Below are 23,446 nucleotides of genomic sequence, written 5' to 3'. Positions count from 1 at the left end.
GAACAGGAATCGACCGCACCAACTACCGAGCAGAAATCAACATCCAGACCGCGCCCGGTTGACAACCAGGCACGACCCCTAACTGCGCGGCATTGGATCTAGATCTGTAGCGCCTCCGCGCTGCAGATCTGTGTTCCATTCGCGGGCGTAGAGGAATTCTTCGGCCCGGATGCGGCTGTAGCGTTCGACTTTCCCGTTGTGGCGTGGTGTAAGGCCGCCGGATTCGCTGGTGGCGGGCCCGCGACTTTCACGAAGTCGCGGGCCCGGTAGCAGGCTCCGTTGTCGGTGACGATCCTGTGGACGTGGCCGACGCACAGACGAGATATACCCATCTCGGCAGCCACACGAGCGATAGGACAGTCGCGACAACGCCGCACCAGACGGCAACAGCCCTCGACAGACAGCGGAGCATTCCCGTGGGTCACGGACAGGTCTTTCGGTCGAACGGACCGAGGGTTGGCGTGTTCCATCCTGCCGCCGACAGACCTGTCCCCCTAGAATCACCCCAAGCCCAGCGTCGACAACCTCATGACCCACAACACCCAGCTCGCGCGAGTGTCACACTTCAACAGTGGCTTTCGACGCCGATGACGACCACCGACCGGACAACTCGGATTCCAACAGCGTCGAGGCGCTGTGGTTCCTCACCGATCTGCTGCTCGACACCCAATTGCTTATGGCGGACGCGGGCCGCCCCGATCTGGTCGAGCGCGCCCTCGATCTGTCCCGACGCCTGGCGACCGACGGCCCACAGGTCGACCAGACTTTCGTCCTCGATTTCCACGCAGTCACCTCGGCGGCCGCCGAGTTCTGCCAGAGCGACCCCGGCGAGATGAATCGGCCCGGCAGCGCGATCGGCGAACTCTATTGGAATCTAAGCTGGAGTGTGGTGTTCCTCTCGGTCCTTCGCGAGAAAAACCCACCGTAACCGGCGGTTCAGCGGACGAACCACAGCCCCGGACGTATCCCCGAATCGGAGCAGATCTCGCGGACCGTCGCCGGTGCGCGCTACCGTCGCGGCGGGTGCGCGTTCTCAATTGTTGGCGAATCTCTCCGTCGGTGTAAGCGACGATGTGATTCGGATTGCTGCGAAACCCCGAGAAAGCCGGTGATCTCGGCAGTTATCCCGGTCTCCTCCTGGCATTCGCGGATGGCGCAGGCGGCGGCGGTTTCGCCCATATCCATCGCTCCGCCGCGCAACGCCCATTGTCCGGTGTCGCGGCGCTATCGAAGCAGTATCGCCCCGGAGTCGTCGGTAACGAGCAGGTCGCGTGCTACGGACCAGCGAATCGGGTTCGGGTGCTCTCGGGTAGTTGTAGTACTCGGTCCTGCCCGTGATCGGCCTTTCGTCAGGGTCACAGAGTCTGTACGTCAGCCCCCGATGACCAACGAGCGGAACGCCCCGGGGGACGCCCGGGATAGAAACGGTGCACGTCGTGGCCGCGCCGTCGCGCGGGCTGGGTATCAGGTGATGTGGATGGCCAGTGCCGCGATGTCGTCGGGGCCACCGTGCGGGGCGATGGACGCCAGGATCGTGTCGAGGAACAGGTCGGGGTCGGTGGCAGGAGTATCGGCTGCGCGGTGAGCGAGAGTGGCGGTGGCGTCGTCGAGGGATCGGCCGGTGTGTTCGACGAGGCCGTCGGTGTAGAGCAGCACTGTGCTCGCGAAGGTCAGCATCGTCTGGTTGTCGGTGCGGGGCGCGGTGATCAGATGTGGATAGCCCAGTAGGGGGTCGTGGGCGGTCACGATGTCGGGGCCATGGCCGGGGGTGATGATGATCGGCGGGGGATGTCCGGCGTTGGACCAGGTCATCATCCACCGTCCGGTGCCATCATCGACCGGTGCCAGGTAGGCCAGCAACGCGGTCGTCGCGGCACGGGGAAGGAGATTGCCTGCGGCATAATCCAATGCGGTCAGAGCCTGGGCCGGGCTGTGTCCGCTGGGGAGGTCCCAGCATGCTTGGCGAAGCATTGCGCGTAGCTGACCCATGATGGTCGCCGCACGAATGTCATGGCCCACGACATCACCGGTCACCACTGCGGTCACGGCCTGTTCACCGTCGCGCGCGGGCAGGGTGAACACGTCGTACCAGTCTCCGCCGACCTGTTCACCCGCATCCGCGGGGAAGTATCGGGCCGCGATCCGGGCTCCGGGCACGACAGGCACCGCGGTGAGCATGGCCCGCTGCAATTCGTGGACCACGCTGAGCTTGCGGCGCAGGAATCGGATGCGGTGCAGTGCGGTCGCCACGTAGTTCGCGAGGGTGACGATGACCGCCCGCTCGGTCAGTTCGGTTCGATGCGGTTCGTCCCACGCGAATTCCAGTACCCCGACCACACCGTCGATATCGATGATCGGAGCGGCGGTGACCGCGATCATCCCGGCATCGAGATAGTGCGCGCGCCCCGACGTCGACAACTCACCGTCATCGGTGCGCAGGTCGGCATAGGTCAAAAGACGTGCAGCACGGACCGCTCGCGCGGAGAGCAGCGGTCCCTCGGGATCGAACTCGTCCCATTGGCCGTCGGCGACGACACGCTTGTCGCCGGGCGGTGCCGGATCGCATTGATCCTCTGCGGTGCTGCGCGAGTCGGTGATGATCAACTCGACCCGGCTTGGTTTGAGGTCTCCTGCCACCAATTCCGCGATGCGATCACGCAGTTCGACCACGGAATCGACATCGCTGAACGATTGGGCGGCGGTGAGCAGCAATTCGGAGCGGTACAACGCCGAACGTAATTGTTCTTGTAGGGTGTCGGTGTGCGCGCGTTCGTATTCGGTGTCGGAGCGGGCCAGACGTAGGCGCAGCTCGGCCGAGCACCTCTCGGCCAGCCATGACAGTTGCTCGAGTTCGCTGGCCTGCCAGCGGCGTGGACTGTGGTCGATCGCGCACAATGCCCCGAGTACATGACCGGACTCATCGGTAAGCGGCGTCCCGGCATATGCGACGACGCCGTACTCGGTGGTAGCCGGGTGGTCTGCGGAGCGGGGATCACGGCGGGTGTCCTCGATCACCAGCGGCGAACCCGCGCGCACCGCTTCCGGGACGAACCCCTGACGCGACGGTACCCACCCCTCTCGGTCGTCCGGCGACCACAGACGCGCCTGTCCTGGGAACACCTGCCGATCCGCTCCGACTAGCGACACCAGCGCCAAAGGGACCCCGAGCCCTTTACGGACCTGCGCGGCGAACGAATCCCAGACCGGATCCGATTCTCCCTGTTCGACCAGCCCCGGCAGCCATCCGGACTGAGACAGCCCCTGGTCCGACACTGTTTCACCACCGGGTTCCGCTTCTCGCATATCGAACGCTTACCCAGATTCACCGGCCAACTATCGCCGAGCGGCAAACCCGACGCCTGACGAACAAGTCACCACGACTGTGGGTTCAAGCCCGGTCGGGAAACTATCGGACCCGGGACCGGTGCGATAGCGGGCGTCGCATCGGGCCGTCGACGGCAGGGTCAGGGGGCCAGTTGGGTGGCGCGTGTCCACACGCGATGCGCGGGCAGGGCTTGGGTGATCAGTTCGAATGCGGCGGTGAGGGTGGGGGCTGATTCGATGCCGTCGAATTCGTCGGTGATCCCGGCTGTTCGCAGTGCCGGTAGTCCCGCTGGGGTGTGGGCGATGAATTTCAGGTGCCGGTGGGCTTCTTGCAGTAGCACAGCGAGTTTCGCGTCCGGCAGGGTCGCTGCGATGAGCAGGGCGTCGAATTCGATCGACCGGGCGGTGTCGATGGTGCGTGAGATCGCGACCTTGTTCTTTCCGGTGCCGAGTTCTCCGCCGTGTCCGGCGATGACCAGGGCGGTCATCGCGTTGGCGGTGATCGTGTCCACGGTCTCGGTCAGATCGTCGAGATCGGTGTCGCCGTCGGCGAGGATTCCGATGATTCGACCGTCGCCGGGCCAGCGTCGACCGATCTGTGTCAGCGCCTCGGATGTAGTGATCGCCGCTCGGTCGGGTTCTTTGCCCCGCACGGGCAGTCCCAGTTCGGCGGCGACGGTGCGGGCGAGTTGCTCGTCGATGTTGCGCAGCACCGTGACCGCGCGCTGTTTGATGGTTTTCTCGTAGCATTTGCCGAGTTCGAAACTGTAGGCCTCGGCGACGTGTCGCTGTTCGATCGGTGTGAGGCTGGCGTAGAACATCCGTGCACCGCTGAAGTGGTCATCGAAACTCGCGGGTGCCTCGCGGGTCTTCGCGCCGCTGACGAATTCGGGGTATTCGATCAGTGCCTCGCCCGGACGGGCGGTGAACGGGCAGCCACCGTCGAGACTGTTCGGCCGGTACGGCGCGACACCGGAATGCACGGCGGTCTGATGCATGCCGTCGCGCAACATATCGTTGACCTCGGCATGGGGCCGGTTGATCGGTAGTTGCGCGAAGTTCGGGCCACCCAGGCGTGTGATCTGGGTGTCGATGTAGGAGAACAGCCTGCCTTGCAGCAGTGGGTCATTGGTGAGGTCGATGCCGCGTACCAGGTGCCCGGGATGGAAGGCGACCTGTTCGGTCTGACTGAAGTAGTTGGTGGGATTGGCCGTCAGGGTCATCGTGCCGATGACCCGGACGGGGGCGAGTTCCTCGGGAACGAATTTGGTGGGGTCGAGCAGGTCGATGCCCTCGAAGGTCTGCTCTTCGGTGTCGGGGAAGACCTGAACGCCGAGATCCCATTCGGGATACGCGCCCGCTTCGATCGCATCGGCCAGATCCCGTCGGTGCATGTCCGGGTCGACACCCGCCGCGATCTGTGCCTCTTCCCACAGCAAGGAGTGCACACCCAACTTGGGCTTCCAGTGCAGTTTCACCAGCACCGTCTTGCCGCGCGCGTTGACGAAGCGGAAGGTGTGTACGCCGAAGCCTTCCATCATCCGGTAGGAGCGGGGCAGCCCTCGGTCGGACATGTTCCACAGCGTGTGGGCGGTGGCTTCGGTGTGCAGGGACACGAAGTCCCAGAAGGTGTCGTGGGCGCTCTGGGCTTGGGGGATCTCCCGGTCGGGGTGTGGTTTGGCGGCGTGGATGATGTCGGGGAACTTGATGCCGTCCTGGATGAAGAACACCGGGATGTTGTTGCCGACCAGATCCCAGATGCCGTCGTCGGTGTAGAACTTGGTGGCGAATCCGCGGGTGTCGCGCACCGTGTCCGCTGAGCCGCGCGATCCCAATACCGTGGAGAAGCGGACGAAAACCGGTGTCTGTCGGTCTTTCTCGAATACCGACGCGCACGAGATCTTCTGCGCGGCCCCATTGGCGACGAATACCCCGTGCGCGGCGGCGCCACGGGCGTGCACCACGCGCTCGGGGATCCGTTCGTGATCGAAATGGGTGATCTTCTCACGCAGGTGGTGGTCCTGTAGCAGGACCGGCCCACGCGGTCCGGCTTTGAGGGAGTGGTCGGTGTCGCCTATCGAGGTGCCGTTGGCGGTGGTCAGCCGGGCTCCCCGCTGCGCGACCGCTTCCTCGCTGTCACTGGAGTGCGTACCGGTCGGCGTCCTCGGCTCGGGTCCGGCCTGATCGGGTTTCGGCGGCAACGGCGGACGTGGGCGGGTGGGTTCTTTGAGCGACGGGGGTTCGCTGCCGGGGGCACCGGGAACGATCCGTTGGTCCTCGGATTCAGGACGTCGTTCTGAAGGGGACATGAAAGAGGCCTCCTGTACTCGATTCGGACCGAACTCAGGCCATAGACCACGCCAGACGAGCGAGAAACGGGAAATGCCAGGTCAGGTCCAGCGACCTGGCGGCTATACCCTCGGCTTTTCCCACCAAACAAACTTGTGCGCGGTCGCCACTACCGCCAGCGATCGCCAGGTGACCGACATCGGGGTCACTGGCCTCCTACCGTCCGAGGCGGTCGAGAAGGTGCTCAGTGTCCCGCCGGGTCGGTCAAGGTGAGGCCTTCTTTGGCCTTGATCCGACGGTGCTCGAGTAGGAGCCACCCCGAGCCTGCCGCTATGCCGATCACGCACACCACGGCGGCGATGATCGCCCAGCCGGTAAATCCGTAGGCCGCCGCGGTCAAGCTCAAACCGAGCGCCACGATGCCCAGCGCCCACAAGATGATGCCGGGGATGTTGTATCCATCTTGGATCCCCTCACCGGCGTGGCTGCGCGCGGTTCGCGCGTGATCGGGAACGTAGCCGTGTCCGCCCCCGGACAAGTCGCGCTCGCGCTCTCCGGACGCTTCGAAATCTGGCATGGTGATCCTCCTCGAAATAGCTTCACCTCTACCGCGGGTCTTCACCGTTTCGACCAGAGCAAACCGATCCGGGAAAATCTCCTCACGATCGAGTCCGTCCGCGACACCGCCCTCATAACCAGGCGCAACGGCGAAAGTGTCGACGCATCGACGCGCCGAGATCAACGGCTACAGCGTTTGCGAGTCGATCAAGACCAGCCGGCGACGATCCGGATCCGACCACTGTCTACGACGAACTCCTGACCTACGCCGTGACCTTCGCCGAACACGGGCCCAGCCGATCGTGCGCGTGCTCGCAACCGGGTCGCGATTCCCGTCGAAATCCGGTGCGCTTCATTCGCGGCTGCCTCGACGTTCGCGGTTCGGCGAGTTGGTCGGATCGTTCGAGGATGACCGCGCGGATACGTTTGCGTCGCAACAAAACTTGATTCGTGGCAGAGGAAACCGCCCACGACTCCACCGATGCCGTGGACAGACCCCGGATGTACAACTTTCCATCCTCGTCATCGGTCGACATGTTCAGCACACGAGTCAACCCCTCGGAAGCCGGACATTCTCCGGCGATGAGGAAGTACTCGCAGACCCACACCGAACACCTGCGATCGCACGCGACCGATCTTCCGCTCGACGGATTCCGCGCACTCACCGAAGACGGCAACTATCGAGACCGATCGCTCACTCGGGCAACAGGTTCGCGTGATCACATTCCCTCTCACCAATCCTCCCCGAGCAACTCCCGGGCACCGAATCCGGAAACTCTCGTGATGCCCACCGCCGGTTGCACCTCCGGAAAACAGACCCCATCAACAACTCTCCAACCCGTCCCGAACTCGAAGATTGTCCTGCTGGTGCGCTACTGCGGCGAGACCGGCGCACGAACCGACAACAAAGCGTCACGTGTCGCCATGAATCTCGACACCCATTCGAACGATGGTGCCGGAAATACGAACTCGGGACCGAATCAGCAGGACAGGTTGTTACCGTGTGAAATTGGATGCTAGCCTGCGCGCATGGCCAAGACCACCGTAGTCCTCACCCGCGACGACTGGACCGGCGACATAGTCGATCCGATCGATATCGCCCCCAAACAAATCACTACTTTCACATTCAACGGTCGCGAATACTCACTCGACCTATCCATGTCCAGCGCCAACGAACTCGCCGCGGCACTGGCACCCTGGATGGAAAAAGCATCCGACGTCAACGTTGTCGGACGCCGTACCCGAAAGATCAAGGCCGGTAGCGAATCATCTTCGGAGACCGATCCCGAGGAACGCACCCGCATTCGTGAATGGGCCAGAGACAACGGCTACGAGATCGGCCCACGCGGCAGGATCTCCGAGGCCATCCTGCAAGCATTCGAAAACCGCGACCGCACACCACAGAACACCATCGACACCGCCGCTACACCGGAACCGGCACCCGAACCCGACCCCCAGCCCGCCGGTGACGACACCAAACCCACCCCTGCCGAACGCGCGGCCATTCGCCAATGGGCACTCGAGCAGGGCCGCGACGTGAAAACCCGAGGCCCCCTGTCCCCCGAACTCATCCGCGACTACCGACAGACACACGCCGCATAAGACTTCCGAAATAGCCGCGACGGTCAGACGCGACCGACACCGAGCCGTGCGGAGAACACATCCTCGGGTGGGTGCGTGCCGAATCGCGTTCGACGTCGCGCTCGGTCACAAATCTCGACACCAGCGGGCGCTGTCAGCGAACCGCGACAGTGCGCGAAAAGCTGACACCGCTCGAATTCGATTGTCAGCGAGAACCGTTTAGGTATGGAGTGGATGCCATGACGGGGTTGGTGGTGCCGGTACTCGATGCGGACGGGGTCCGATTGCGATTGTTCGTGGCCTCGGATGTGAATTTGATCGTCGACGCAGGCAGAGATCCGCTGATTCCCTCCATCACCTCGGTCCGCGCTCACGGGGACCAAGCCGCCGGTCAGGAGTTCATTCGGCGGCAGCACCACCGTGCGTCCACGGGGCAGGGGTGGTCGTTTGCGATCGCGGATCCCGTGACCGACACGGCCGTGGGACAGATCGGCCTGTGGCGAACAGATATAGGCCACGGCCGAGTGTCGATCGGCTACTGGATCGAGCGCAGTCATCGCCGACACGGTTACGCGAGTAGGGCACTGCGCCTGCTCACTTCCTGGGCCTCGACTCTCGAAGAGGTGTCGCGACTGGAGCTGTACGTCGAACCGTGGAACGAGGGATCGTGGCGTGCCGCGGAGTCGGCCGGATTCCGGCGAGAAGGGTTGCTGCGCCGATGGCAGAAGATCGACGGCTCGGCGCGTGACATGTACATGTACGCGCACTTGCCCCGGGAGCGCCACTGAGAACCGACCGCTCTCACGACGGCGCCGAGGACAGGTCATCGGTGAAAGGTCGGCGGTCGGACGTGATGTGCGGATCCGCGCACACGAAAGTCGCTGTTCCCGAGGTGATGTCGAGACTCGCGCATGGCCGGTGTCCGGATTCACGACCGAAACCACGGTGGTGCACGGGCTGTGACCACACGTGACCTCGCTAGAGTCGGGTCATGGGTGCATGGGGTGTCAAGGCGCTGGAGAGCGACGAGGGTCTGGAAGTTCTCGCGCTGGTCGAGGAGATCTCCGACGGCCGGGATGAGGTGACGGCCGATGAACTGGTGAACACCGTCCGCGCGGAGGGGTTGCTCGGCGTAGATCCCGCCGAAGACGAGTACCTGTACGACGTGACCGCCTTGGCGCTCGCCGAGATCCTCACCGGAGACACCGCACAGCTCGCGGACCCGATGTTCGCGGGGACCACATTCGTGACGACCTCGCAGGGAACGTGTGCGCTGATCACATGGTTGACACAACTACGTGACGCAGGCGACGAACGCGAGTTCCGGGAACTGCGGTCCAACGACCCACAGCACATCATCCACATCGCCGCGACAGTCGAAGCGTTGGTTCGCACACAGGACACTTGACAGCCACGCCAGGCCGGGGTGTCGTGACCGGGGCGGCGTCGGCCTCACCCCCGCGGCGCGGTGCGCCGACGTTGGGCCGATGCGGTCGCAGGCCGACCGGGCAGCGAGGTGGTGTCGGACGAAGTTGGACATGCCCCGGATCAGCTGCGTACGCTCTCGCCCGTGACCGAGCACGAGCCGAACACCAGGTACCTCGATGATTCGAAAGTGCTTGCCGCTATTGGCGAATGGATCGCCCCTCGAGTTCGGCCGGTCTCCGTTCGCCTGCCACTCGAGTTGGCCGAGGCCGCCGTTGCTGCCTGGAGTCGAGACGAAACCGGCGGGATCGAGGATGAAACCCTCGACCGATACGACTTACGAGACCGCGCCGCGGAGCTCGCCCTGATCGGGCTGGCTGTCTCCGAACGCGGCCGACGCGACGGCGAAGACGTGGTGGTCGATCTCCATGCCACATCCGTGGCAGCCGCGATCCACGCAGCACAGTCTTCAAACCATGAGTGCAGAACGACACGTGATCGGGCCGGGACCGCCGGCAGGCAGTAGCCCACCGACGGCCCAAGCCACACCCGTGGTCAGACGTAGGTGAAGGGCAGTGCGTTACTGGTGCCGTTCAGCTCCACTGTGACCGTGACGTTCACGGTGCCTGTCCCCGTCGGAGAGATGGCCGTGATCTGAGTGTCGGAGTCGATGGTGAAGGTGGTCGCCTGGGTGCCGAACCGGACGGTCAAGGGCCCGACGTTGGCGAACCCGGAGCCGGTGATCACCACCGTGCTGAAAGTCGTCGCCGGGCCGGTATTGGGTGTGAGGGTGGTGAGAACTGCTGCCATGATTCGACTCCAAGTCGAAATAGAATGAAAAGGGTTGCCTTACAACGGATGTCGATCTTGAGGTGACAGCCGTCACATTCAGTAGGCCTCCGGTGGCAGCGCTTCGTCAAGCGATCCGGAGTCCGTTTTCGGTACGGTTGGGTCACGGTTTCGACCTGGTGATTTGCGGCGACGGTGCTGGAAGGCCTCACCCCGCACCCAGCCATTTTGTGAGGTCGCAGCAGTCGGGCCGAGGGCCGCTACCCGGTGCGACCGGCCCCATCTCACGCCGGGACTCGAATTCCGGCTTCGTCCTCACGCTCGTGGTCGCGAAGTCAGCACCCCGAGGCCGAGCAGGCACCCAGTACGGGCCTCCGGCGCGACAGTCCGATGGACCGAATACAGTGCGACCCTGTCGAATACGATGTCAGCGCGAAGGAATCGAGGTGATGGCCTGCATCGACACCGACCGTGCGAAACTCCGCGCGGTCGACCCCGAAACCGGTCGCGAAGTACCCGCGGCAAAGTCGACCAGACCGAGCACCTCGACCTGTTCGGTCGGCGTGACAGCCACAGAGAAACATGCGGTAGCAGAAGTGCGAATCATGCTCGAAGCCAACACTTCTGAAGTACAGATCGACCGACCGCTGCTTTCGACCGGGTTCCGCGCGGCGCTGTTGCGGGAGCGGGTCCAGCGGCCTTGAATTCGGTACGCACGGCGTTCCGTCCGTACCGTCCCCTCCAGATCCGTCTCCGCCCTCACGCATGGCGCCTGACCAGGACCTGCTCGGCATCCCATTCATTCGGCAGCGGGGACCCGTCCGCGCACCGCGCGGCCGACGCCGCATCACCGAGACGCGCCCGCGACCCCTCCCGGATCGGCACGTCGCGGTGGCGACAACGTCGACTCCCCGAGGATCGTTCATCGTCGAACGATCGCATCCGAGTCTCGCGGAACGGATTGCACATGGTCAATCATGTGCGCTGTCCCGATTCGTCCCACTTCGACCCGGGCGGTTCGCCGTAGGCAAGGATCGAGGTGGCGCCGAAGGTGTGTCCGTCGCATCCCATCCGCTGGGCGAGGCTCGAGATGCCTTGGAAGGTCTATCTGTCACGGTATAAACCCGTCCAGCGGCCCGAGCGATCGCCTGACTCGACCATGGCCAGGGTGTGGGATGGCCCCGTCGAATCAGGCGGGGGCTTGGCTGGTTCCGATGATCACCGCCCGCCCGACCGTGTGCGGAATCATCAGAATATTGAGCATCGCGAGACTGGCGCCGTGGGGAATCTCCAAACGATCCACCGAAAGCGCTGTCACACAGACGAACAGGCGATGGATGCCGGTACCCGGCGGTGGCGCCACCCCGGAGTACGCCGCTTGACCCAGGTCATTGGTCAGAGTGACGGCGCCGGCGGGTAGATCGGCCCCACTGCCCGATCCGGCGCCGCCTTCGATGCTCGCCGTGGCGGCCGGCACGTCCTTGACCGCCCAATGCCAGAGTCCACCCGGTATCGGCGCGTCGGCGTCGAAGGCGGTGATGACCAGGCTGCGGGTTCCTGCCGGCAAGCCCGACCAGGCCAGCGCCGGTGATCGATCGGCACCGGCATCGGTGTTGTAGCAGGCCGTCGGGAGCGGGCCTCCGTTCTCGAAATCGTCACTGCCCAATTCGAATTCGGCGGCCGGAAAGGTCAGCGCGTAGGGGTGGTATCTCACTGTCGGAGTCCTCCTGAGAAAGTCAGATATACAGCCTTGCTGCATTTCTGAAAGTACAGCGAAGCTGTATAGTTTGTCCAGTGAAGGATGACGACTACTCCGTGGCCGACGCCGAGCAACTTCGTCTCGCCGTCGGAAGGTTCGTGCGCCACGTCAGAAGCGTCGACACGATGCCCGCGGGGCAAGCCGCGGTACTGGGCCATCTACGCAGAGATGGACCATCGGCGATCGTGGCGCTGGCGGAACGCGAACGCGTGCGCCACCAGACGATGGCACGAACGGTGCGGCTGCTGGCGGACCAGGGATTGGTTGACCTCGGGACCGATGCCAACGACAAGAGGCGCGTCATCGTGACGCTGTCGGCGGCGGGCGCCGCTCGACTCGACGACGAACGAACGAGTCGAGCGGCATGGATAGCGCGGGCCGCGCAGCGGGAGCTGACCGATCAGGAGCGCACAGTCCTCGAGCGCCTTCCCGCAGTCCTCGGGAAACTCGTCGGCGACAAGTGACCGGAACGCCTGGGTCACCAGGTCCACCGGACAGCCTCAGCGAGCCTCGTCCCGCCGCGGCGACAGGAGCAACCTGTCTCGGCGACAACTATCGCCTGTAACACCCGGGAGTGCCATCGCCGGGGGCCACGGCTGGTGACTGCTATGACCTGCCGTCACACTGCGGTCGGGTCGTTCGGTTGTGCACGGTTCCGCCAGATTCGATTGCGCATTTTGGCTGTTCAGGGTGGCTGTTGGGTGCGGTTTCACAATGGAGCTCGGCGGCACGATTCCGCGACCGCGGCAACCCGTGCGTGATCGTCCGGCGTCTGCCGGAGCAGGCGAAGTCGTTGCGCGCACCTGCGGTGACCGGTTTACCTGCGTCTCGCACTACAGGGGCGAGAACGTCGACGCCCAGCGGGCACCGATACGGTGCACGAGCGCGCCAGTGCGCGAATCGGCTGTCCAGTCATCGACACTCGGGATCAGCATGCCGTTTCCGCCGCCGTCGGCAAGGGTCAGCGAGGTGATCGTGCCCGAAATCATATCGGCGGAGTCCGAGCGCCGAACCCGCCCGAATCCACAGCATCGGTTACGCCGACGCGCCCGGGAGCAGGCCGTCGCGCAGCGTCAGCGAGGTCCGCTTCGGCGCACCGAGGCCGCTACGTCTTCCGCACCGGTTCTCTCGACTGCGATGGGGCTATTCGATCAGTTCGATGCCGCGGGAACGCAACAACGCTCGATGTTCAGGTGTCAGCCATTCTGCGCCGATCACGCGCTTCGGATTCGGAAGATGATTAAGATCATCGAGATCGGAGACGTCGAATTGGTCGCCCTCTCCATCCCGGTGCGGGCAGCATTCGAAATAGACCTGACAGTCACCATCGAAGATCAGCTGTTCGACACTCTCGGAGAGATCGGTGGGAAACTCCAGCTTCTCGAAGTAGCTCTGCGCTTGCGGCACGACCTGGTGGTGATAGTTGTCGGCCGAATACTGTCAGAGATCGCCGTCGAACCCCTGGGATTTCAGCGTGTCCTCAAGCGACCAGGGCGGAATCTTCCGCGATCAAACGCGCCGACGGCTCGGCCGCGGAATTTTCTGCATATTCGGGTTCGAGACGACGCGGTAGTTCGCCCGCGTGTCGCCGCGACTTCGCCGCTTCGGCCACGGCCGTAGCGTCGACTACCGGAGGGCGTACGGTGCACTGTGAGCGTCGACACCCACCATTAGGCTCAGCACGGAAACACAGTCAACTGCCGGGCATTCGAAGCAGAATCGTTGCATCAGCGAAAGATTCAGGTCACCGATGCCTGGTGAGGGAGAGATCTTGAAGCTCAAACGTACAGTCGTCGCTGCCATAGCCTTGGCAATGCTGGCCGCAGGGTGTGCCGGTCGCAGCACCTCCGACCAGGAAGCCGAACCGCATGCGGCCGAACCGGGGAACTTCGGGGATCTGTCGAGTATCTGCCACGAGGGGGCGACAACCAGCGCCCCGACCCGAGGCGTCACCGCCACCGAAATCAAAGTCGGTGTTTTCAGCGATATCGGATTCACCAAGCAATCCGAATTCGTCGACGCGGCAGAGGTCTTCACCTCGTGGTGCAACGCCGCCGGTGGCATCAACGGACGAAAGATCCTCGCCGAAGTCCGCGATACGAACCTGATGGAGGTTCGTCAGCGGATGCTCGATGCCTGTCGAGAGGACTTCGTCCTCGTCGGCGGCGGCGCCGCCCTGGACGGACTCGGTGTCAAGGATCGTCTCTCCTGCTTGTTGCCGGAATTCCCGGCGCAGGTCTCACAGGCTCAGAACCTGCAATCCGATCTTCAGATCACCGCGCTGGCAGGCACATACGCACACTACGAACCCTATTTCGGTTTCCGCAGTTGGCTCCTGCGCGAGGCGTATCCGGAGTCGGCGGGTGCGGTCGGCATCATCACCGGCGATTCCCCGGTCACCAAGGTACTGAGCGATAAGGCGGCCGAGGCGATCCGGGCAGCCGGAGGAACCGTGACCTACAGCGACCTCTACCCCGCCACCGGTGTCTCGGACTGGACCCCTTATGCCCAGGCGATCAAGAACAAAGGTGTCAAGGGCTTGGTGTTCTACGGCGACTACCGCCAACTGGCGAAGTTGGAAGACGTCCTGACGAGCATCGACTACAAACTCGACTGGGTCGACCCGACCAACAACTCCTACAATTCGCAGTTCCTGGAAGCCGCAGCCCAATCGATACAGAAGCAGAACAATGTTATCGACCTGTCCGGCGCGGTCCCGATCGAAGCCGTCGAAGCCTCACCCGCGATGAAGCAGATGCACGATATCTACACCAAATATGCGCCCGACGCCGAACTCACGTTGAACTCCGTACGCGCCTTCTCCGCCTGGCTGCTGTTCGCCAAAGCCGCCACCAGATGCGGAGACCAGCTCACCCGCCGGTGTGTGGTCGAGGCAGCCGGTAATGAGTCCGGTTGGAGCGGCGGCGGATTGCATACAGCTCGTGATCTGTCCGACAAAGACGCAGCACCGCAATGCTTCAATGTGGTCCAGGCGACGCCGAGTGGATGGAAGCAAGCCGACTTCAAACCCGACCAGGGACTGTTTCGCTGCAATATCGCTCTGTACCGGTACATCGGCAACTACGGCTCGCCGACAACACTGGCTGACGTCGGGAAGAGCTTCAACGACGTCGAATAGGCACCTGCTGAGGTGACAAGGGGCGACATGATGTGGCCCCTCGGTCCTTCGAGGTCAGCCGACGACCAGGCAGAACGGGTGACCGGCCGGATCCAGCAGCACCCGCCACCGGTCGCCGCCCGGCTGGTGGTCGGGCCTGACCGCGCCGAGCTCCAGGGCCGACTTCTCCGCCGCGTCGAGGTCCTCGACCCTGAGGTCCAGGTGCAACTGCTGCGGCACGTCCTGACCGGGCCACCGCGGTGCCCGGTATCGGTCGACCTGTTGGAAGCCCAGGTCGCAACCCGAACCATCGGTCAGGGCGACGAACTCGTCAGCGTCATAACCGAGCCGCATGCCCGTCAGCTCTTGGTAGAACCGGGCCAGAGCCCGGGGATCGGCGCAGTCCAGAGTCAGGCCTCGCAGCGTGGCGATCGGCATCGTCCACTCCTTCGTCGTCCATGTACGCGGGCCGCGCGGCGGCCGCGCAGGTAAGTCATCCAACCGCACTGTCGTGGCCCGGCTCCACTCCTTTTCGGGGGCGGACAGCGCTCGTCTCGGGCTCGGTCCGTATGCGCCGTTGCGCCACCACCTCGGAGATGACCACCGGGGCCGGTTCGCGGCGACGGCGAGCGGGGCGCGCGGTGGGCGCGGAGCCGAGACCGCGGAAGCGCTGCGCTCCCCGCCCGGGGGACTCACCCGGCCGACGAATGGATCGACCACCGAAGCGTCACCGGCGCCGACCCTATTCGATATCGCGGCCCGAGCACGATCCACACGAACGCGGCGCGGACGCCTCCACCGAGACGGCCGCCCCGCTGGTACTCAGATCCCGCATGCGCTGCTGCGTGGCGACGAGCCGGGTGAGCAGGCCCCGCGCGAAGGTGGCCTGCAAGGCGGCGCTGCCGCGCTGGACGACATACACGGTGAGCAGCGCTACGACACCGACGATCGTGTACAAGACCGCCCGGTTGTGGGCGGTATCCGCGCCCATGATCGTCTCGATGAAGAGGTCGCGGTTCTCGCCCCGGGGAAGGAACCCGCCCCAGAACCAGTACGTCAAGCCGCCCAATGTCATTGCCCACCAGACGATCGGCAGCACGAACGTGACGATCGCAATCGGCAGGTTGACGATGACGTACAGCAGATCCAGCCAGCTCTGCCCCTGCCGGATCGGTGCGGTGATCCGCCGCCACCCTCCCATCCCCTCGGATGCCTGGGCGTACCGAGGGCGTGGTACCGCCTTGCCCGTCAACTGCCGAAGGCGTACGCGCTCGATATCGGCAAAGCCGCGAGCGAGCAGCAACGTCAGCGTGAGCAGCGGAATCCCGAGGAAGATCACCACCGTGCCGATGCTCGCCGCGACGAGAGGCACAACACAGCTGAAACCGACCACTGCGAGGGGCAGCCCCGAGAAGGTGTATGCGAAATCGAGGCCCAAGCGCCGCAGAATCATGCACACGACGCTAGGACCGCGCGCAGCCAGAGAGCATCCAGCCTCGGTAGGAGATCGGGATGGCCCCGAGGAGGGATGACAATAGTGTCCGGCTCGGCGCAGGGAGTCCTACGTCGGCCCCTGGCTACCCGAACGCTGCTCACCGCACCAGACGGACGTGACTGCGAACATCGAACCGGCCGAGAACATCTCGATGGCGACGCTGTCGATGCTCGAGACTCCGACACCGACCGAGCGGGCGGGGTGTTCGTACTGCCCGAGGTATTCGATCTGGCCTACTGCGGGAACCCACTACTCCCGCAGCCCACAGCTCGGTCTCGGCGGGGCCCTGCCGGTGTCGGCAAATACCCGTCTGGACCGAGAAATGTTCGCCTACTGGCAGAGCCAGGGTCGGTGTTGCTGACGATGCGCAGTGGCGAACTGGCCTCCGACGCGATTTCGGGGTTGTGGAAGGCCAACTCATCACACGGCTATATCTGCAACCACTCTCGTAGGTCAACACGCATCAGTGAAATTTGGTGAGACACTGATGCTTTCGATGCGTCGTCCGTCGATCGGATCGGTCGGTGATGCCTTCGGCAACGCATTGGCCGAGACCATGATCGGGCTCTACACGACCGAAGCGGTCCGTGATGATTCGCCGTTCCGGCGTGGTCCGCAACGCCGTCTGGCCGATGTCGAGCTACTCACTAACAACTGGGTGAGGTGGTTCAACCGAGACCGGCTCATGCACCGACTCGGGCGCCGACCACCGATCGAGCACGAGGCCGAATACTATGCGAACCCGGCCCAGCGTCCCCGGTGGAGACAGACAACCGAGTGCGCACCGAACCCGGCGGGATTCACCTACCCGACCGCGGTCAGGAGGTGTCGCCCGGCTTCAGTCGTCCCCGGGCGCTCACCTTGGGGTCCTTGGCTCTGGCCCACGCCGAGATCGCGGCCTTGTGCTGCGGAGTGAGCAGTTCCCAGCAGCCGCGCCGTACGTGTCGAACAGACATCCGATGGTCATCGAACAGCCGCGCAAGCTCTTCGAACTGCGCCGACGTCACGAACACCACACCGTAGTCGTCGATGCCCACAGCCAGCGCCGCCAGCACGGTTCCGAGGGCGGACGCCCGGTCACCGATCTCCTCCAGGAACGCCTTGATGTAGTCGCCTCGCTGGTCACCGGCATGCTCGGCGTCGAAGCCGGCACACCAATCCCATTGCAGCGCCGCGGGATAGTGCGGTAACGCAGTCAGCCGCTCGCGGACGGTCCGTGGATCTTCCTCACGAGGGACGATCGCCATCCGCGCGATCTCCCACTGACAATCGGCGAGCCCCGGCGCGCGATGGATCAGCAGTTCGCCCATGACGGACCGCACGTCCAACGCGAAATCTGTGTCCTTGGCGACCTGGTGCCCGCGGTAGATGCCATCCGCGTCCACCCGCTGCGCGTAGTCCCTCCAATCCAGATTCGCCCCGTTGATGTTGCTCTCCACACTCCACAACTGGCCCGGCACGACCCGGAAGGGCCGGTAGTCGCCGCGGTCGAAATCCTGAGGCGGTAGGACCCAGACCGCCAGGACAGGATGTTCGGGATGATCGAAGGTGACCTCGTCGGCGAGGAAGGACACTGCCGCCCCGCCCGGATGCTTCGCCCGAAACGCTTCGGTGTCCAGGCCCGCGAACTCCGGATCGTTCACCAGCGTCGCGTAGACCAGGAACCCCTCCCTGCTCGGAGTCATGGCCTCACCAGAGACCGCCATGCCCGGTCCTCACCGAACCAGGTACGGACGAGGATCGATCCGCTCGGGAGTTCTGCCATGCCCGAACGATAAAGACAAAGCCCGACCCAGCGCAGCCCCCCAAATTCGTGGGCTGCTGGCCGAACCGGTAGCCCACCACGTGACCTGCGCTGGTATCGGCAGCCAAGGCGCACCGGTCGACACACCGGTCCCGCTACCACCGCAAGCGGCCATGCTCGATGGCGGTGCGATCATCAAGCGGCCCACGATGGTCATCGAGACCGGCAGTGAGTCCAGTGCGATCCGCTCGACGACGCTGCTGCCGTTGACCTACGACGATCGACTGCTCGACGGTGCCAGCGCAGGCCACCTCGTGACCATCGCACGGATCGGCTGGAGGAAACCGCGTTCGAGACGGATCCGGGCCTGTAACCCGTGGGGCGGTGATGGCCGCCTTACTGACACCGAGTGGGAAAATCCACTGACGCTGCACTGGGGAAAGACGCGTGTGCAATTCTCAGCAGATTATCAATGCCCTGACCTGCGACGGGACGACTTCCGGGACAGGACCTCACAAGACGGATAAGTCCGGGCGTGGGAACCGGGGGCAACCGACGGACCCGCTCACACTGGACAGGCTGCCGACCAGTACTTGCTCGAGCCCTCGCGCTGCTTCGGACGATGGAGGCATGTCATGGCGACTGAAGAAGATCGGTCTCATCCCTCCGGGGCTGAGCCGCCGAATGCTCTCTCCGACGCGGTCCAGCAGCAGATCCGAGTGGCCTCACGCAACGGGCGTTACGCGTTGGCGGTCGCGGTTCTGGCCGCTGTGGCGGCACTGCTGTCCTCCGGAGTTTCCGCGTGGACATCAGTGCACGTGAGCAGCACCGAGATAGACCGGCAGGAAAGGCTCGCGCGTCATCAAGCACTCAGGGCTGACCGGTTGCGCGCCTACGCGGACTTCGTCACCGCCTACCTGGGCATCGAACTGCAACTAGGCGATCTCAAAGGGATTCTGATACGCCCCGCGAACAACGACCTCCTGCAAACCGCCATGACTGAACTGCACGATTCGCTGGCGCCGTATCTGCGGAGTTCGGCCATGCTGCACATCGTCATGAGTTCCTCTGCCAACGCCGAACTCGGCGGAATCAACGCCGCACAAGACGCGCTGCTCAACGGTCCGGACTCGTTGGCCCCGACCTTGGAGTATGCCCGCGACCACCAGATCGCGACCGATGAGAACTGGCCACGACTTGCCGCCGCCGGCGTTGCCGCGATCGACAGATTCGTGAGCGATACCGCGATCGACGAGTTCGTCACTGCCGCACGAAAAGACGTAGCGGCCGGCTAGATAGCCAGTCCCACACCACTGTCGCGACATCTCCGACCGCCTGGCCGACACTGGACCGCCGACCTCGACGCCGTCGTGGGGAATGTGATCTTCCGGGTCGAATTGGGCGAATCGGACTGCGATCCACCATGATCCGGGGGTTGATGTCCACATGTGTTCGTAGAGGAAAGTGCTTGATGAGGGTTATGAACAGGGCCGCGATCGCGATCGCGGTCGTTGGTGTCGCGGTCGGGTCGATGACAGGTGCCGGTACGGCGAATGCAGCTGATGAGCTCTACGGCGCGATCGCGTTCAGCGGGAACGAATGGACCTACGCCACGAGCGTCGACGCGGCCAGCCGTGCAGACGCCATCGAGGAGGCCCTCCTCTGGTGCGGTTGGGAGGGTGCCTCGGACTGCGAGATCCTCGCGGACTGGGAAGACGGCTGCGGTGCACTCGTCTACAGCGACAACGCGGTCGGCACCGGCATCGGCCCCGACCGCGCGACAGCACTGGCGTATGCCTACACCAGCCTCGCCGACTACTACCCACCGGCGATACTGGCCAACGTCGGCTCCGTAGACCTCTCGCAAACAGGAATCAGCGAGGTGGTCTGCACCGCCAACGTGCGCTGACCTGCCTGCACTGCGGTTGAAGCCCGGACGCGTCGGCAGAGCCCCCGACGTAGTCCGTGGCTAACTGATCGAAACCGATTGATTCGATTGCGAACTCAAATCCCGCGCTGGGCGAACTGCTCGCGGTGAGCTCCGCAGGCCGCAGCGCGGCCAGGGGTGTATGCGCCGCAGCAGCGCCCGAGCAACGATCCCCACGGCGTCGGCCAGGCCGGGTGCGACAGGAACATGCCTGCGGCGATCATGCCGGTGGCATCGACGGTGAGGCAGCCGTACTCGAACAGCGCGTCGCAACCCAGCATCGAGACCGCGGGAAATGCTCACCGTTCGGCATCGGTGCACTGCGCAGGGGGTTGATGTTGCCGGCGACGAGCGGACAAGCAGCAACTGTCCACACATCCCGCACGAGCCCTTCGTAGTGCCATCGAACAGGAATTTCCGCAGCAGGGCCTGCTCGAGCCTGCGCGTCGTCGCTACCGCGGTGTCGCTGGACGAGGTCGTCGGCGGCGTCTGTGAGCGCTGCCAGGTCCACGCGGTGCTTCCAGCCGGTGAGGTCGGCGTCCGAACGATTCGGTTTCGACAGCGCACAAGCCGGATTCGCCATCGCCGCGGCGAAGTCCTGTGCCGGTCATGGTGCCTCCGCGGTGGTCCGCAACGCGCATCAATGTCTCGGCGCCATCGGCTTCACCGCCGAACACGAACCACACCGCCACACCAACCGACTGCTCGCGTGGCGATCGGAATTCGGCTCGGTGCACTACTGGGACAACATGCTGCTCCATGGCGGCGTCGACGCCGAATCGTGTGGCCTGTGGCCGATGATCGCCGACTGACTGTGCGACCCCGAGATGAGCGCTCCGGTTCCGAAGTTCCCACCCGTCGGCAGTTCCACCGGATATCTCGCGTGGAGAACAACCGGCCGAGCCGGTATATCGGAGCCGCTTTCACCCGTACCGGGTGATGACCAGCGGTAGCGAGGTCGGAAGTGTGGCGGCGTGGCGCCAATCCCAGCTGGTTCGCCGTTGCGGTCTGTACGAAGTAGTACCTGGTCTGTATCAGGTTCGGTTCGCGGTGAATCTGACGATCGTCGACGCACCCGAGGGCCTGGTCATCATCGACACGACCACCAGCGCGGACCTGGCCAAGGCCGGGTTGGAGCTGTTCCGGCGTGCGCTGGGCAACGACAAGCCGATCGTCGCGGTCATCTACACCCACACCCATTTCGATCACTACGCGGGAGTGAAAGGCCTGGTGTCCGAGGAGGATGTCACCTCAGGACGGATCCCCGTCATCGCACCGGGCACGATCGAGTCGTTCAACAAGTACGCCATAGGCGAGAACGTGATCACCGGAAACGCCATGTCGCGGCGGATGGGCTACACCTTCGGACTACTACTGCCGCAATGCGATTGCGGGCTGGTCACCGTCGGCCTCGGATCCGGCGCCGACAACATGAACATCCACATGACCTACATCCCACCCACCGACCCCATCACCAAGACCGGCGAGACACGCGAACTCGGAGGTTGGGAATTCGAGTTCCTCTACGCCCCCGACACCGAAGCTCCGGAGGAGATGCATATCTGGATCCCCGCCATCAAAGCGGTGACCTGTGCGGAGAACGCGAACCACTCGATGCACAACATCCAGACCATCCGCGGCGCACGCACCCGAGATGCCCGCAATTTCGCCCGCTACCTCGACGAGACCCTGGTGCGGTGGGGTGCGGACGCCGAAGTGCACCACGGGCCGCACACCTGGCCGGTATGGGGTAACGCCAATGTGGTCGAATTCCTCGAATCACAGCGTGACATGTACAAATACATCCACGACCAGTCCCTGCGCCTGGCGAACCAGGGGTACACGCCGCTGGAGGCCGCCGAGGTCGTCGAGCTACCCGAGGCGATCGGTAGCAAGTGGTACAACCGCTATTACCATGGCGGCCTACACCACAACGTGCGCGCGGTCTTCCACAAAGAACTCGGCTTCTGGGACGGCGATCCGGCCACGATCTACCCGCTGCTGCCCGAGGACAACGCAAAACGGCACGTGGAGTTGATCGGACGCGAGCGCATCCTCGACGAAGGCCGCGAAGCCTTCGACGGCGGCGACTACCGGTGGGCGGTACAACTGCTGCACCACCTCGTCTTCGCCGACCCCGATGACACCGAAGCCCGCCACCTGCAAGCCGACGCCTACGAACAACTCGGCTACCAGCAGGAAGTGCCCCAATACCGGGCGATATTCCTCTCCGCGGCCCTCGAACTGCGAAACGGGGTCGTCTCCCAGGGACAGGTCAACACCGACAGCCTCGACACCATCCTCGCCATGCCCATCGACCTGCTCTTCGACTACGTCGCGGTCCACGTGATCGGCGAGGCCGCCACCCACGCCGACATCTCGATCGACTTCACCTTCACCGACTCCGGCGGCGACTGGACCATGTGGATCCGCCACGGCGTGCTCAACGCCCGCCCCGGCCACACCGGGCGCGCCCGCCTGCGGATCACCGGCCCCAAACCGCAACTCGCCGGGATCCTGCTGCAACCCACCCGCGCGACCGAACTCATCGGGCGACCAGGCATCTCCACCGACGGAAACCTCGACGTCCTCACCGAACTCGCCGACGTCATCGACACCTTCGACCCCAACTTCAACCTCTCCACGCCATAAACCGCCGACCGCGCCCACATCGTCGTGGATTTCGTTCGGCAACGACCTATTGCAGCACTGTCGAGTCGAGCAGAACAGGCCTCGAACACGGACCTGGACGACGACGATGCGGCCGTCCATCGTGCCGTCAGCCGCACCGACCTACCACCGAAAGTGAGCCAGAGCAGTTGGCGGGATAGTCCCTGCGCCGGAGCCGTACCGACGATATCGTCACGTTCTACTGTCGTGGTGGCGTGCCTCGATCGGCGAACTCGTAGAGATCGTCGCGACATCGGGATCCACACCTGACAGCCGAGAAGTGTACGAATGGCGTCGGGGCTTCCGCCAGTTCTGGGCGATGATGCCGGACTGTATTGCCTGAAGAGTATCGACTTCAACGCGCCGATTCGCCCGAAACCGTGACTCTCGAGAATGAACGGCTGACGGGTCCGGTAGTCGAGGGAGGAGCGGCGACGTTGTCGGTTGTTCAAGGTCCACCGGGGTTGTCCACGCGAAAGGGCGGCGCTGTTAACCTGCCCTCGTGGACACTATGGGGGAGTTCGTTGTCGGTGTCGATACCGCAGCGGTTCAGGCAGCTCGTCGTCGGACGCTTCGATTGGCGACGGCGTCGGTGGTTGTGGAATCAGCAGGCGCGGTGGTGATCTCGGCGTTGGCCGTATTCATGGTGTGGCTCGCCGGACCGATCGGCTTAGAGATCAGTTCAGAATGAGTTGTTGTATCGGTTTGGTCTGCCGCACAATATGTCCGATACTTCCGGGGTGGGTGATGAGGTGGTGACCGATGCG

23 protein-coding genes and 4 pseudogenes are annotated in these 23,446 nt (G+C 64.1%); 14 read left to right on the top strand and 13 right to left on the bottom strand.

What is annotated here, in order from left to right:
• Nucleotides 1-117: 117 nt before the first annotated feature.
• A pseudogene (locus DAT37_RS45790) lies at nt 118-338 on the bottom strand (IS481 family transposase); the annotation flags it as partial.
• Between the two features lie 233 nt (nt 339-571).
• Between DAT37_RS45790 and DAT37_RS32065 the strand changes: the two are divergent.
• On the top strand, nt 572-928 hold the full coding sequence (locus tag DAT37_RS32065; RefSeq protein WP_109528661.1) for a hypothetical protein: 357 nt from the start codon (nt 572-574) through the stop codon (nt 926-928).
• An 80-nt stretch (nt 929-1,008) separates the two neighbouring features.
• On the opposite strand, the pseudogene DAT37_RS46535 reads toward DAT37_RS32065, so the two are convergent.
• The 4 genes and pseudogenes from DAT37_RS46535 to DAT37_RS32045 form a co-directional block, all read right to left on the bottom strand.
• Nucleotides 1,009-1,206, bottom strand: a pseudogene (locus tag DAT37_RS46535) (NUDIX hydrolase); the annotation flags it as partial.
• A gap of 258 nt (nt 1,207-1,464) precedes the next feature.
• Nucleotides 1,465-3,273, bottom strand: coding sequence for a GAF domain-containing SpoIIE family protein phosphatase (locus DAT37_RS32055; RefSeq protein WP_198654542.1), 1,809 nt, complete (start codon nt 3,271-3,273; stop codon nt 1,465-1,467).
• Nucleotides 3,274-3,464: 191 nt separating this feature from the next.
• Nucleotides 3,465-5,633: a catalase gene (locus DAT37_RS32050; RefSeq protein WP_109528659.1), complete on the bottom strand. Its 2,169-nt coding sequence runs from the start codon at nt 5,631-5,633 to the stop codon at nt 3,465-3,467.
• Between the two features lie 224 nt (nt 5,634-5,857).
• The gene (locus DAT37_RS32045; RefSeq protein ID WP_232840133.1) at nt 5,858-6,190 is read right to left on the bottom strand and encodes a hypothetical protein; all 333 of its coding nucleotides are present in this window, start codon (nt 6,188-6,190) and stop codon (nt 5,858-5,860) included.
• Nucleotides 6,191-7,200: 1,010 nt separating this feature from the next.
• On the opposite strand from DAT37_RS32045, the gene DAT37_RS32035 reads away from it, so the two are divergent.
• The 4 genes from DAT37_RS32035 (at nt 7,201) to DAT37_RS32020 (ending at nt 9,703) form a co-directional block, all read left to right on the top strand.
• Nucleotides 7,201-7,773 carry a histone-like nucleoid-structuring protein Lsr2 gene (locus tag DAT37_RS32035; protein WP_109528657.1) on the top strand — a complete coding sequence of 191 codons (573 nt, stop codon included), beginning with the start codon at nt 7,201-7,203 and terminating at the stop codon, nt 7,771-7,773.
• A gap of 218 nt (nt 7,774-7,991) precedes the next feature.
• Entirely contained in the window at nt 7,992-8,540 is a 549-nt protein-coding gene (locus tag DAT37_RS32030; RefSeq protein ID WP_109528664.1) for a GNAT family N-acetyltransferase, read from the top strand.
• Between the two features lie 203 nt (nt 8,541-8,743).
• A complete protein-coding gene (locus tag DAT37_RS32025) occupies nt 8,744-9,160 on the top strand; it encodes a hypothetical protein (protein WP_109528656.1) in 417 nt (138 codons plus the stop codon).
• A 162-nt stretch (nt 9,161-9,322) separates the two neighbouring features.
• Nucleotides 9,323-9,703 carry a hypothetical protein gene (locus tag DAT37_RS32020; protein ID WP_109528663.1) on the top strand — a complete coding sequence of 127 codons (381 nt, stop codon included), beginning with the start codon at nt 9,323-9,325 and terminating at the stop codon, nt 9,701-9,703.
• A gap of 29 nt (nt 9,704-9,732) precedes the next feature.
• Here the strand turns inward: DAT37_RS32020 and DAT37_RS32015 are convergent, their stop codons facing one another.
• Nucleotides 9,733-9,987, bottom strand: a complete 255-nt coding sequence (locus DAT37_RS32015; protein WP_109528655.1) for an IPT/TIG domain-containing protein — start codon at nt 9,985-9,987, stop codon at nt 9,733-9,735.
• A 1,168-nt stretch (nt 9,988-11,155) separates the two neighbouring features.
• Nucleotides 11,156-11,680, bottom strand: a complete 525-nt coding sequence (locus tag DAT37_RS32000) for a YbhB/YbcL family Raf kinase inhibitor-like protein (protein ID WP_198654541.1) — start codon at nt 11,678-11,680, stop codon at nt 11,156-11,158.
• A gap of 80 nt (nt 11,681-11,760) precedes the next feature.
• On the opposite strand from DAT37_RS32000, the gene DAT37_RS31995 reads away from it, so the two are divergent.
• Complete coding sequence (locus DAT37_RS31995; RefSeq protein WP_109528651.1) at nt 11,761-12,189, top strand: MarR family winged helix-turn-helix transcriptional regulator; 429 nt, start codon at nt 11,761-11,763, stop codon at nt 12,187-12,189.
• A 369-nt stretch (nt 12,190-12,558) separates the two neighbouring features.
• Here DAT37_RS31995 and DAT37_RS44415 read toward each other — a convergent pair whose 3' ends face one another.
• Together DAT37_RS44415 and DAT37_RS31990 are read right to left on the bottom strand one after the other, a co-directional pair.
• Nucleotides 12,559-12,714 (bottom strand): hypothetical protein, encoded by a 156-nt coding sequence (locus DAT37_RS44415; RefSeq protein WP_157978806.1) that lies wholly within the window; start codon nt 12,712-12,714, stop codon nt 12,559-12,561.
• Between the two features lie 154 nt (nt 12,715-12,868).
• A pseudogene (locus tag DAT37_RS31990) lies at nt 12,869-13,141 on the bottom strand (DUF6892 domain-containing protein); the annotation flags it as partial.
• A 355-nt stretch (nt 13,142-13,496) separates the two neighbouring features.
• Here DAT37_RS31990 and DAT37_RS31985 point away from each other — a divergent pair.
• Nucleotides 13,497-14,864 (top strand): ABC transporter substrate-binding protein, encoded by a 1,368-nt coding sequence (locus tag DAT37_RS31985; RefSeq protein ID WP_232840132.1) that lies wholly within the window; start codon nt 13,497-13,499, stop codon nt 14,862-14,864.
• Nucleotides 14,865-14,918: 54 nt separating this feature from the next.
• Here the strand turns inward: DAT37_RS31985 and DAT37_RS31980 are convergent, their stop codons facing one another.
• Together DAT37_RS31980 and DAT37_RS31975 are read right to left on the bottom strand one after the other, a co-directional pair.
• Entirely contained in the window at nt 14,919-15,281 is a 363-nt protein-coding gene (locus tag DAT37_RS31980; protein ID WP_232840131.1) for a VOC family protein, read from the bottom strand.
• 304 nt (nt 15,282-15,585) lie between these two features.
• Nucleotides 15,586-16,296 carry a sensor domain-containing protein gene (locus DAT37_RS31975; RefSeq protein WP_109528648.1) on the bottom strand — a complete coding sequence of 237 codons (711 nt, stop codon included), beginning with the start codon at nt 16,294-16,296 and terminating at the stop codon, nt 15,586-15,588.
• Between the two features lie 517 nt (nt 16,297-16,813).
• On the opposite strand from DAT37_RS31975, the pseudogene DAT37_RS45780 reads away from it, so the two are divergent.
• Nucleotides 16,814-17,077, top strand: a pseudogene (locus DAT37_RS45780) (IS3-like element ISMysp3 family transposase); the annotation flags it as partial.
• Nucleotides 17,078-17,156: 79 nt separating this feature from the next.
• Here the strand turns inward: DAT37_RS45780 and DAT37_RS31960 are convergent.
• A complete protein-coding gene (locus DAT37_RS31960) occupies nt 17,157-18,044 on the bottom strand; it encodes a DUF6630 family protein (protein WP_157978804.1) in 888 nt (295 codons plus the stop codon).
• Between DAT37_RS31960 and DAT37_RS46295 the strand changes: the two genes are divergently transcribed.
• The 3 genes from DAT37_RS46295 (at nt 18,022) to DAT37_RS31945 (ending at nt 19,991) form a co-directional block, all read left to right on the top strand.
• Entirely contained in the window at nt 18,022-18,609 is a 588-nt protein-coding gene (locus DAT37_RS46295) for a 2-oxo acid dehydrogenase subunit E2 (protein ID WP_332873376.1), read from the top strand. The two genes, DAT37_RS31960 and DAT37_RS46295, sit on opposite strands and share 23 nt — an antisense overlap.
• Before the next feature lie 108 nt (nt 18,610-18,717).
• Nucleotides 18,718-19,377 carry a hypothetical protein gene (locus tag DAT37_RS31950; RefSeq protein WP_157978803.1) on the top strand — a complete coding sequence of 220 codons (660 nt, stop codon included), beginning with the start codon at nt 18,718-18,720 and terminating at the stop codon, nt 19,375-19,377.
• Between the two features lie 185 nt (nt 19,378-19,562).
• A complete protein-coding gene (locus DAT37_RS31945) occupies nt 19,563-19,991 on the top strand; it encodes a DUF4189 domain-containing protein (protein ID WP_157978802.1) in 429 nt (142 codons plus the stop codon).
• 95 nt (nt 19,992-20,086) lie between these two features.
• On the opposite strand, the gene DAT37_RS31940 is transcribed toward DAT37_RS31945, so the two are convergent.
• Entirely contained in the window at nt 20,087-20,290 is a 204-nt protein-coding gene (locus DAT37_RS31940) for a hypothetical protein (RefSeq protein WP_109528643.1), read from the bottom strand.
• Nucleotides 20,291-20,536: 246 nt separating this feature from the next.
• Here DAT37_RS31940 and DAT37_RS31935 point away from each other — a divergent pair, with 246 nt between their 5' ends.
• The 3 genes from DAT37_RS31935 (at nt 20,537) to DAT37_RS44410 (ending at nt 23,370) form a co-directional block, all read left to right on the top strand.
• Nucleotides 20,537-20,821, top strand: a complete 285-nt coding sequence (locus DAT37_RS31935) for a hypothetical protein (protein WP_408637467.1) — start codon at nt 20,537-20,539, stop codon at nt 20,819-20,821.
• A gap of 238 nt (nt 20,822-21,059) precedes the next feature.
• Complete coding sequence (locus DAT37_RS31930) at nt 21,060-22,661, top strand: alkyl/aryl-sulfatase (protein ID WP_232840130.1); 1,602 nt, start codon at nt 21,060-21,062, stop codon at nt 22,659-22,661.
• A gap of 520 nt (nt 22,662-23,181) precedes the next feature.
• Nucleotides 23,182-23,370, top strand: a complete 189-nt coding sequence (locus DAT37_RS44410; protein WP_157978801.1) for a hypothetical protein — start codon at nt 23,182-23,184, stop codon at nt 23,368-23,370.
• Nucleotides 23,371-23,446: the final 76 nt, after the last annotated feature.

Origin of the sequence: Nocardia aurea, from assembly GCF_003123685.1 — a bacterium.
Lineage (GTDB): Bacteria > Actinomycetota > Actinomycetes > Mycobacteriales > Mycobacteriaceae > Nocardia > Nocardia aurea.
This window is presented reverse-complemented; position numbering and strand designations above follow the sequence as displayed.

Excerpts from the sequence above, each read along its gene's own strand:
- DAT37_RS32025 (WP_109528656.1), top strand. The coding sequence starts at position 8,744 with ATGGGTGCATGGGGTGTCAAGGCGCTGGAGAGCGACGAGGGTCTGGAA.
- DAT37_RS31980 (WP_232840131.1), bottom strand. The coding sequence starts at position 15,281 with ATGCCGATCGCCACGCTGCGAGGCCTGACTCTGGACTGCGCCGATCCC.
- DAT37_RS46295 (WP_332873376.1), top strand. The coding sequence starts at position 18,022 with ATGGCCTCACCAGAGACCGCCATGCCCGGTCCTCACCGAACCAGGTAC.
- DAT37_RS32045 (WP_232840133.1), bottom strand. The coding sequence starts at position 6,190 with ATGCCAGATTTCGAAGCGTCCGGAGAGCGCGAGCGCGACTTGTCCGGG.
- DAT37_RS31945 (WP_157978802.1), top strand. The coding sequence starts at position 19,563 with ATGAACAGGGCCGCGATCGCGATCGCGGTCGTTGGTGTCGCGGTCGGG.
- DAT37_RS44415 (WP_157978806.1), bottom strand. The coding sequence starts at position 12,714 with ATGATTTCGGGCACGATCACCTCGCTGACCCTTGCCGACGGCGGCGGA.
- DAT37_RS31975 (WP_109528648.1), bottom strand. The coding sequence starts at position 16,296 with ATGATTCTGCGGCGCTTGGGCCTCGATTTCGCATACACCTTCTCGGGG.
- DAT37_RS32035 (WP_109528657.1), top strand. The coding sequence starts at position 7,201 with ATGGCCAAGACCACCGTAGTCCTCACCCGCGACGACTGGACCGGCGAC.
- DAT37_RS31940 (WP_109528643.1), bottom strand. The coding sequence starts at position 20,290 with ATGCTGGGTTGCGACGCGCTGTTCGAGTACGGCTGCCTCACCGTCGAT.
- DAT37_RS32015 (WP_109528655.1), bottom strand. The coding sequence starts at position 9,987 with ATGGCAGCAGTTCTCACCACCCTCACACCCAATACCGGCCCGGCGACG.
- DAT37_RS32050 (WP_109528659.1), bottom strand. The coding sequence starts at position 5,633 with ATGTCCCCTTCAGAACGACGTCCTGAATCCGAGGACCAACGGATCGTT.
- DAT37_RS31950 (WP_157978803.1), top strand. The coding sequence starts at position 18,718 with ATGGCGACTGAAGAAGATCGGTCTCATCCCTCCGGGGCTGAGCCGCCG.
- DAT37_RS32030 (WP_109528664.1), top strand. The coding sequence starts at position 7,992 with ATGACGGGGTTGGTGGTGCCGGTACTCGATGCGGACGGGGTCCGATTG.
- DAT37_RS31960 (WP_157978804.1), bottom strand. The coding sequence starts at position 18,044 with ATGGCGGTCTCTGGTGAGGCCATGACTCCGAGCAGGGAGGGGTTCCTG.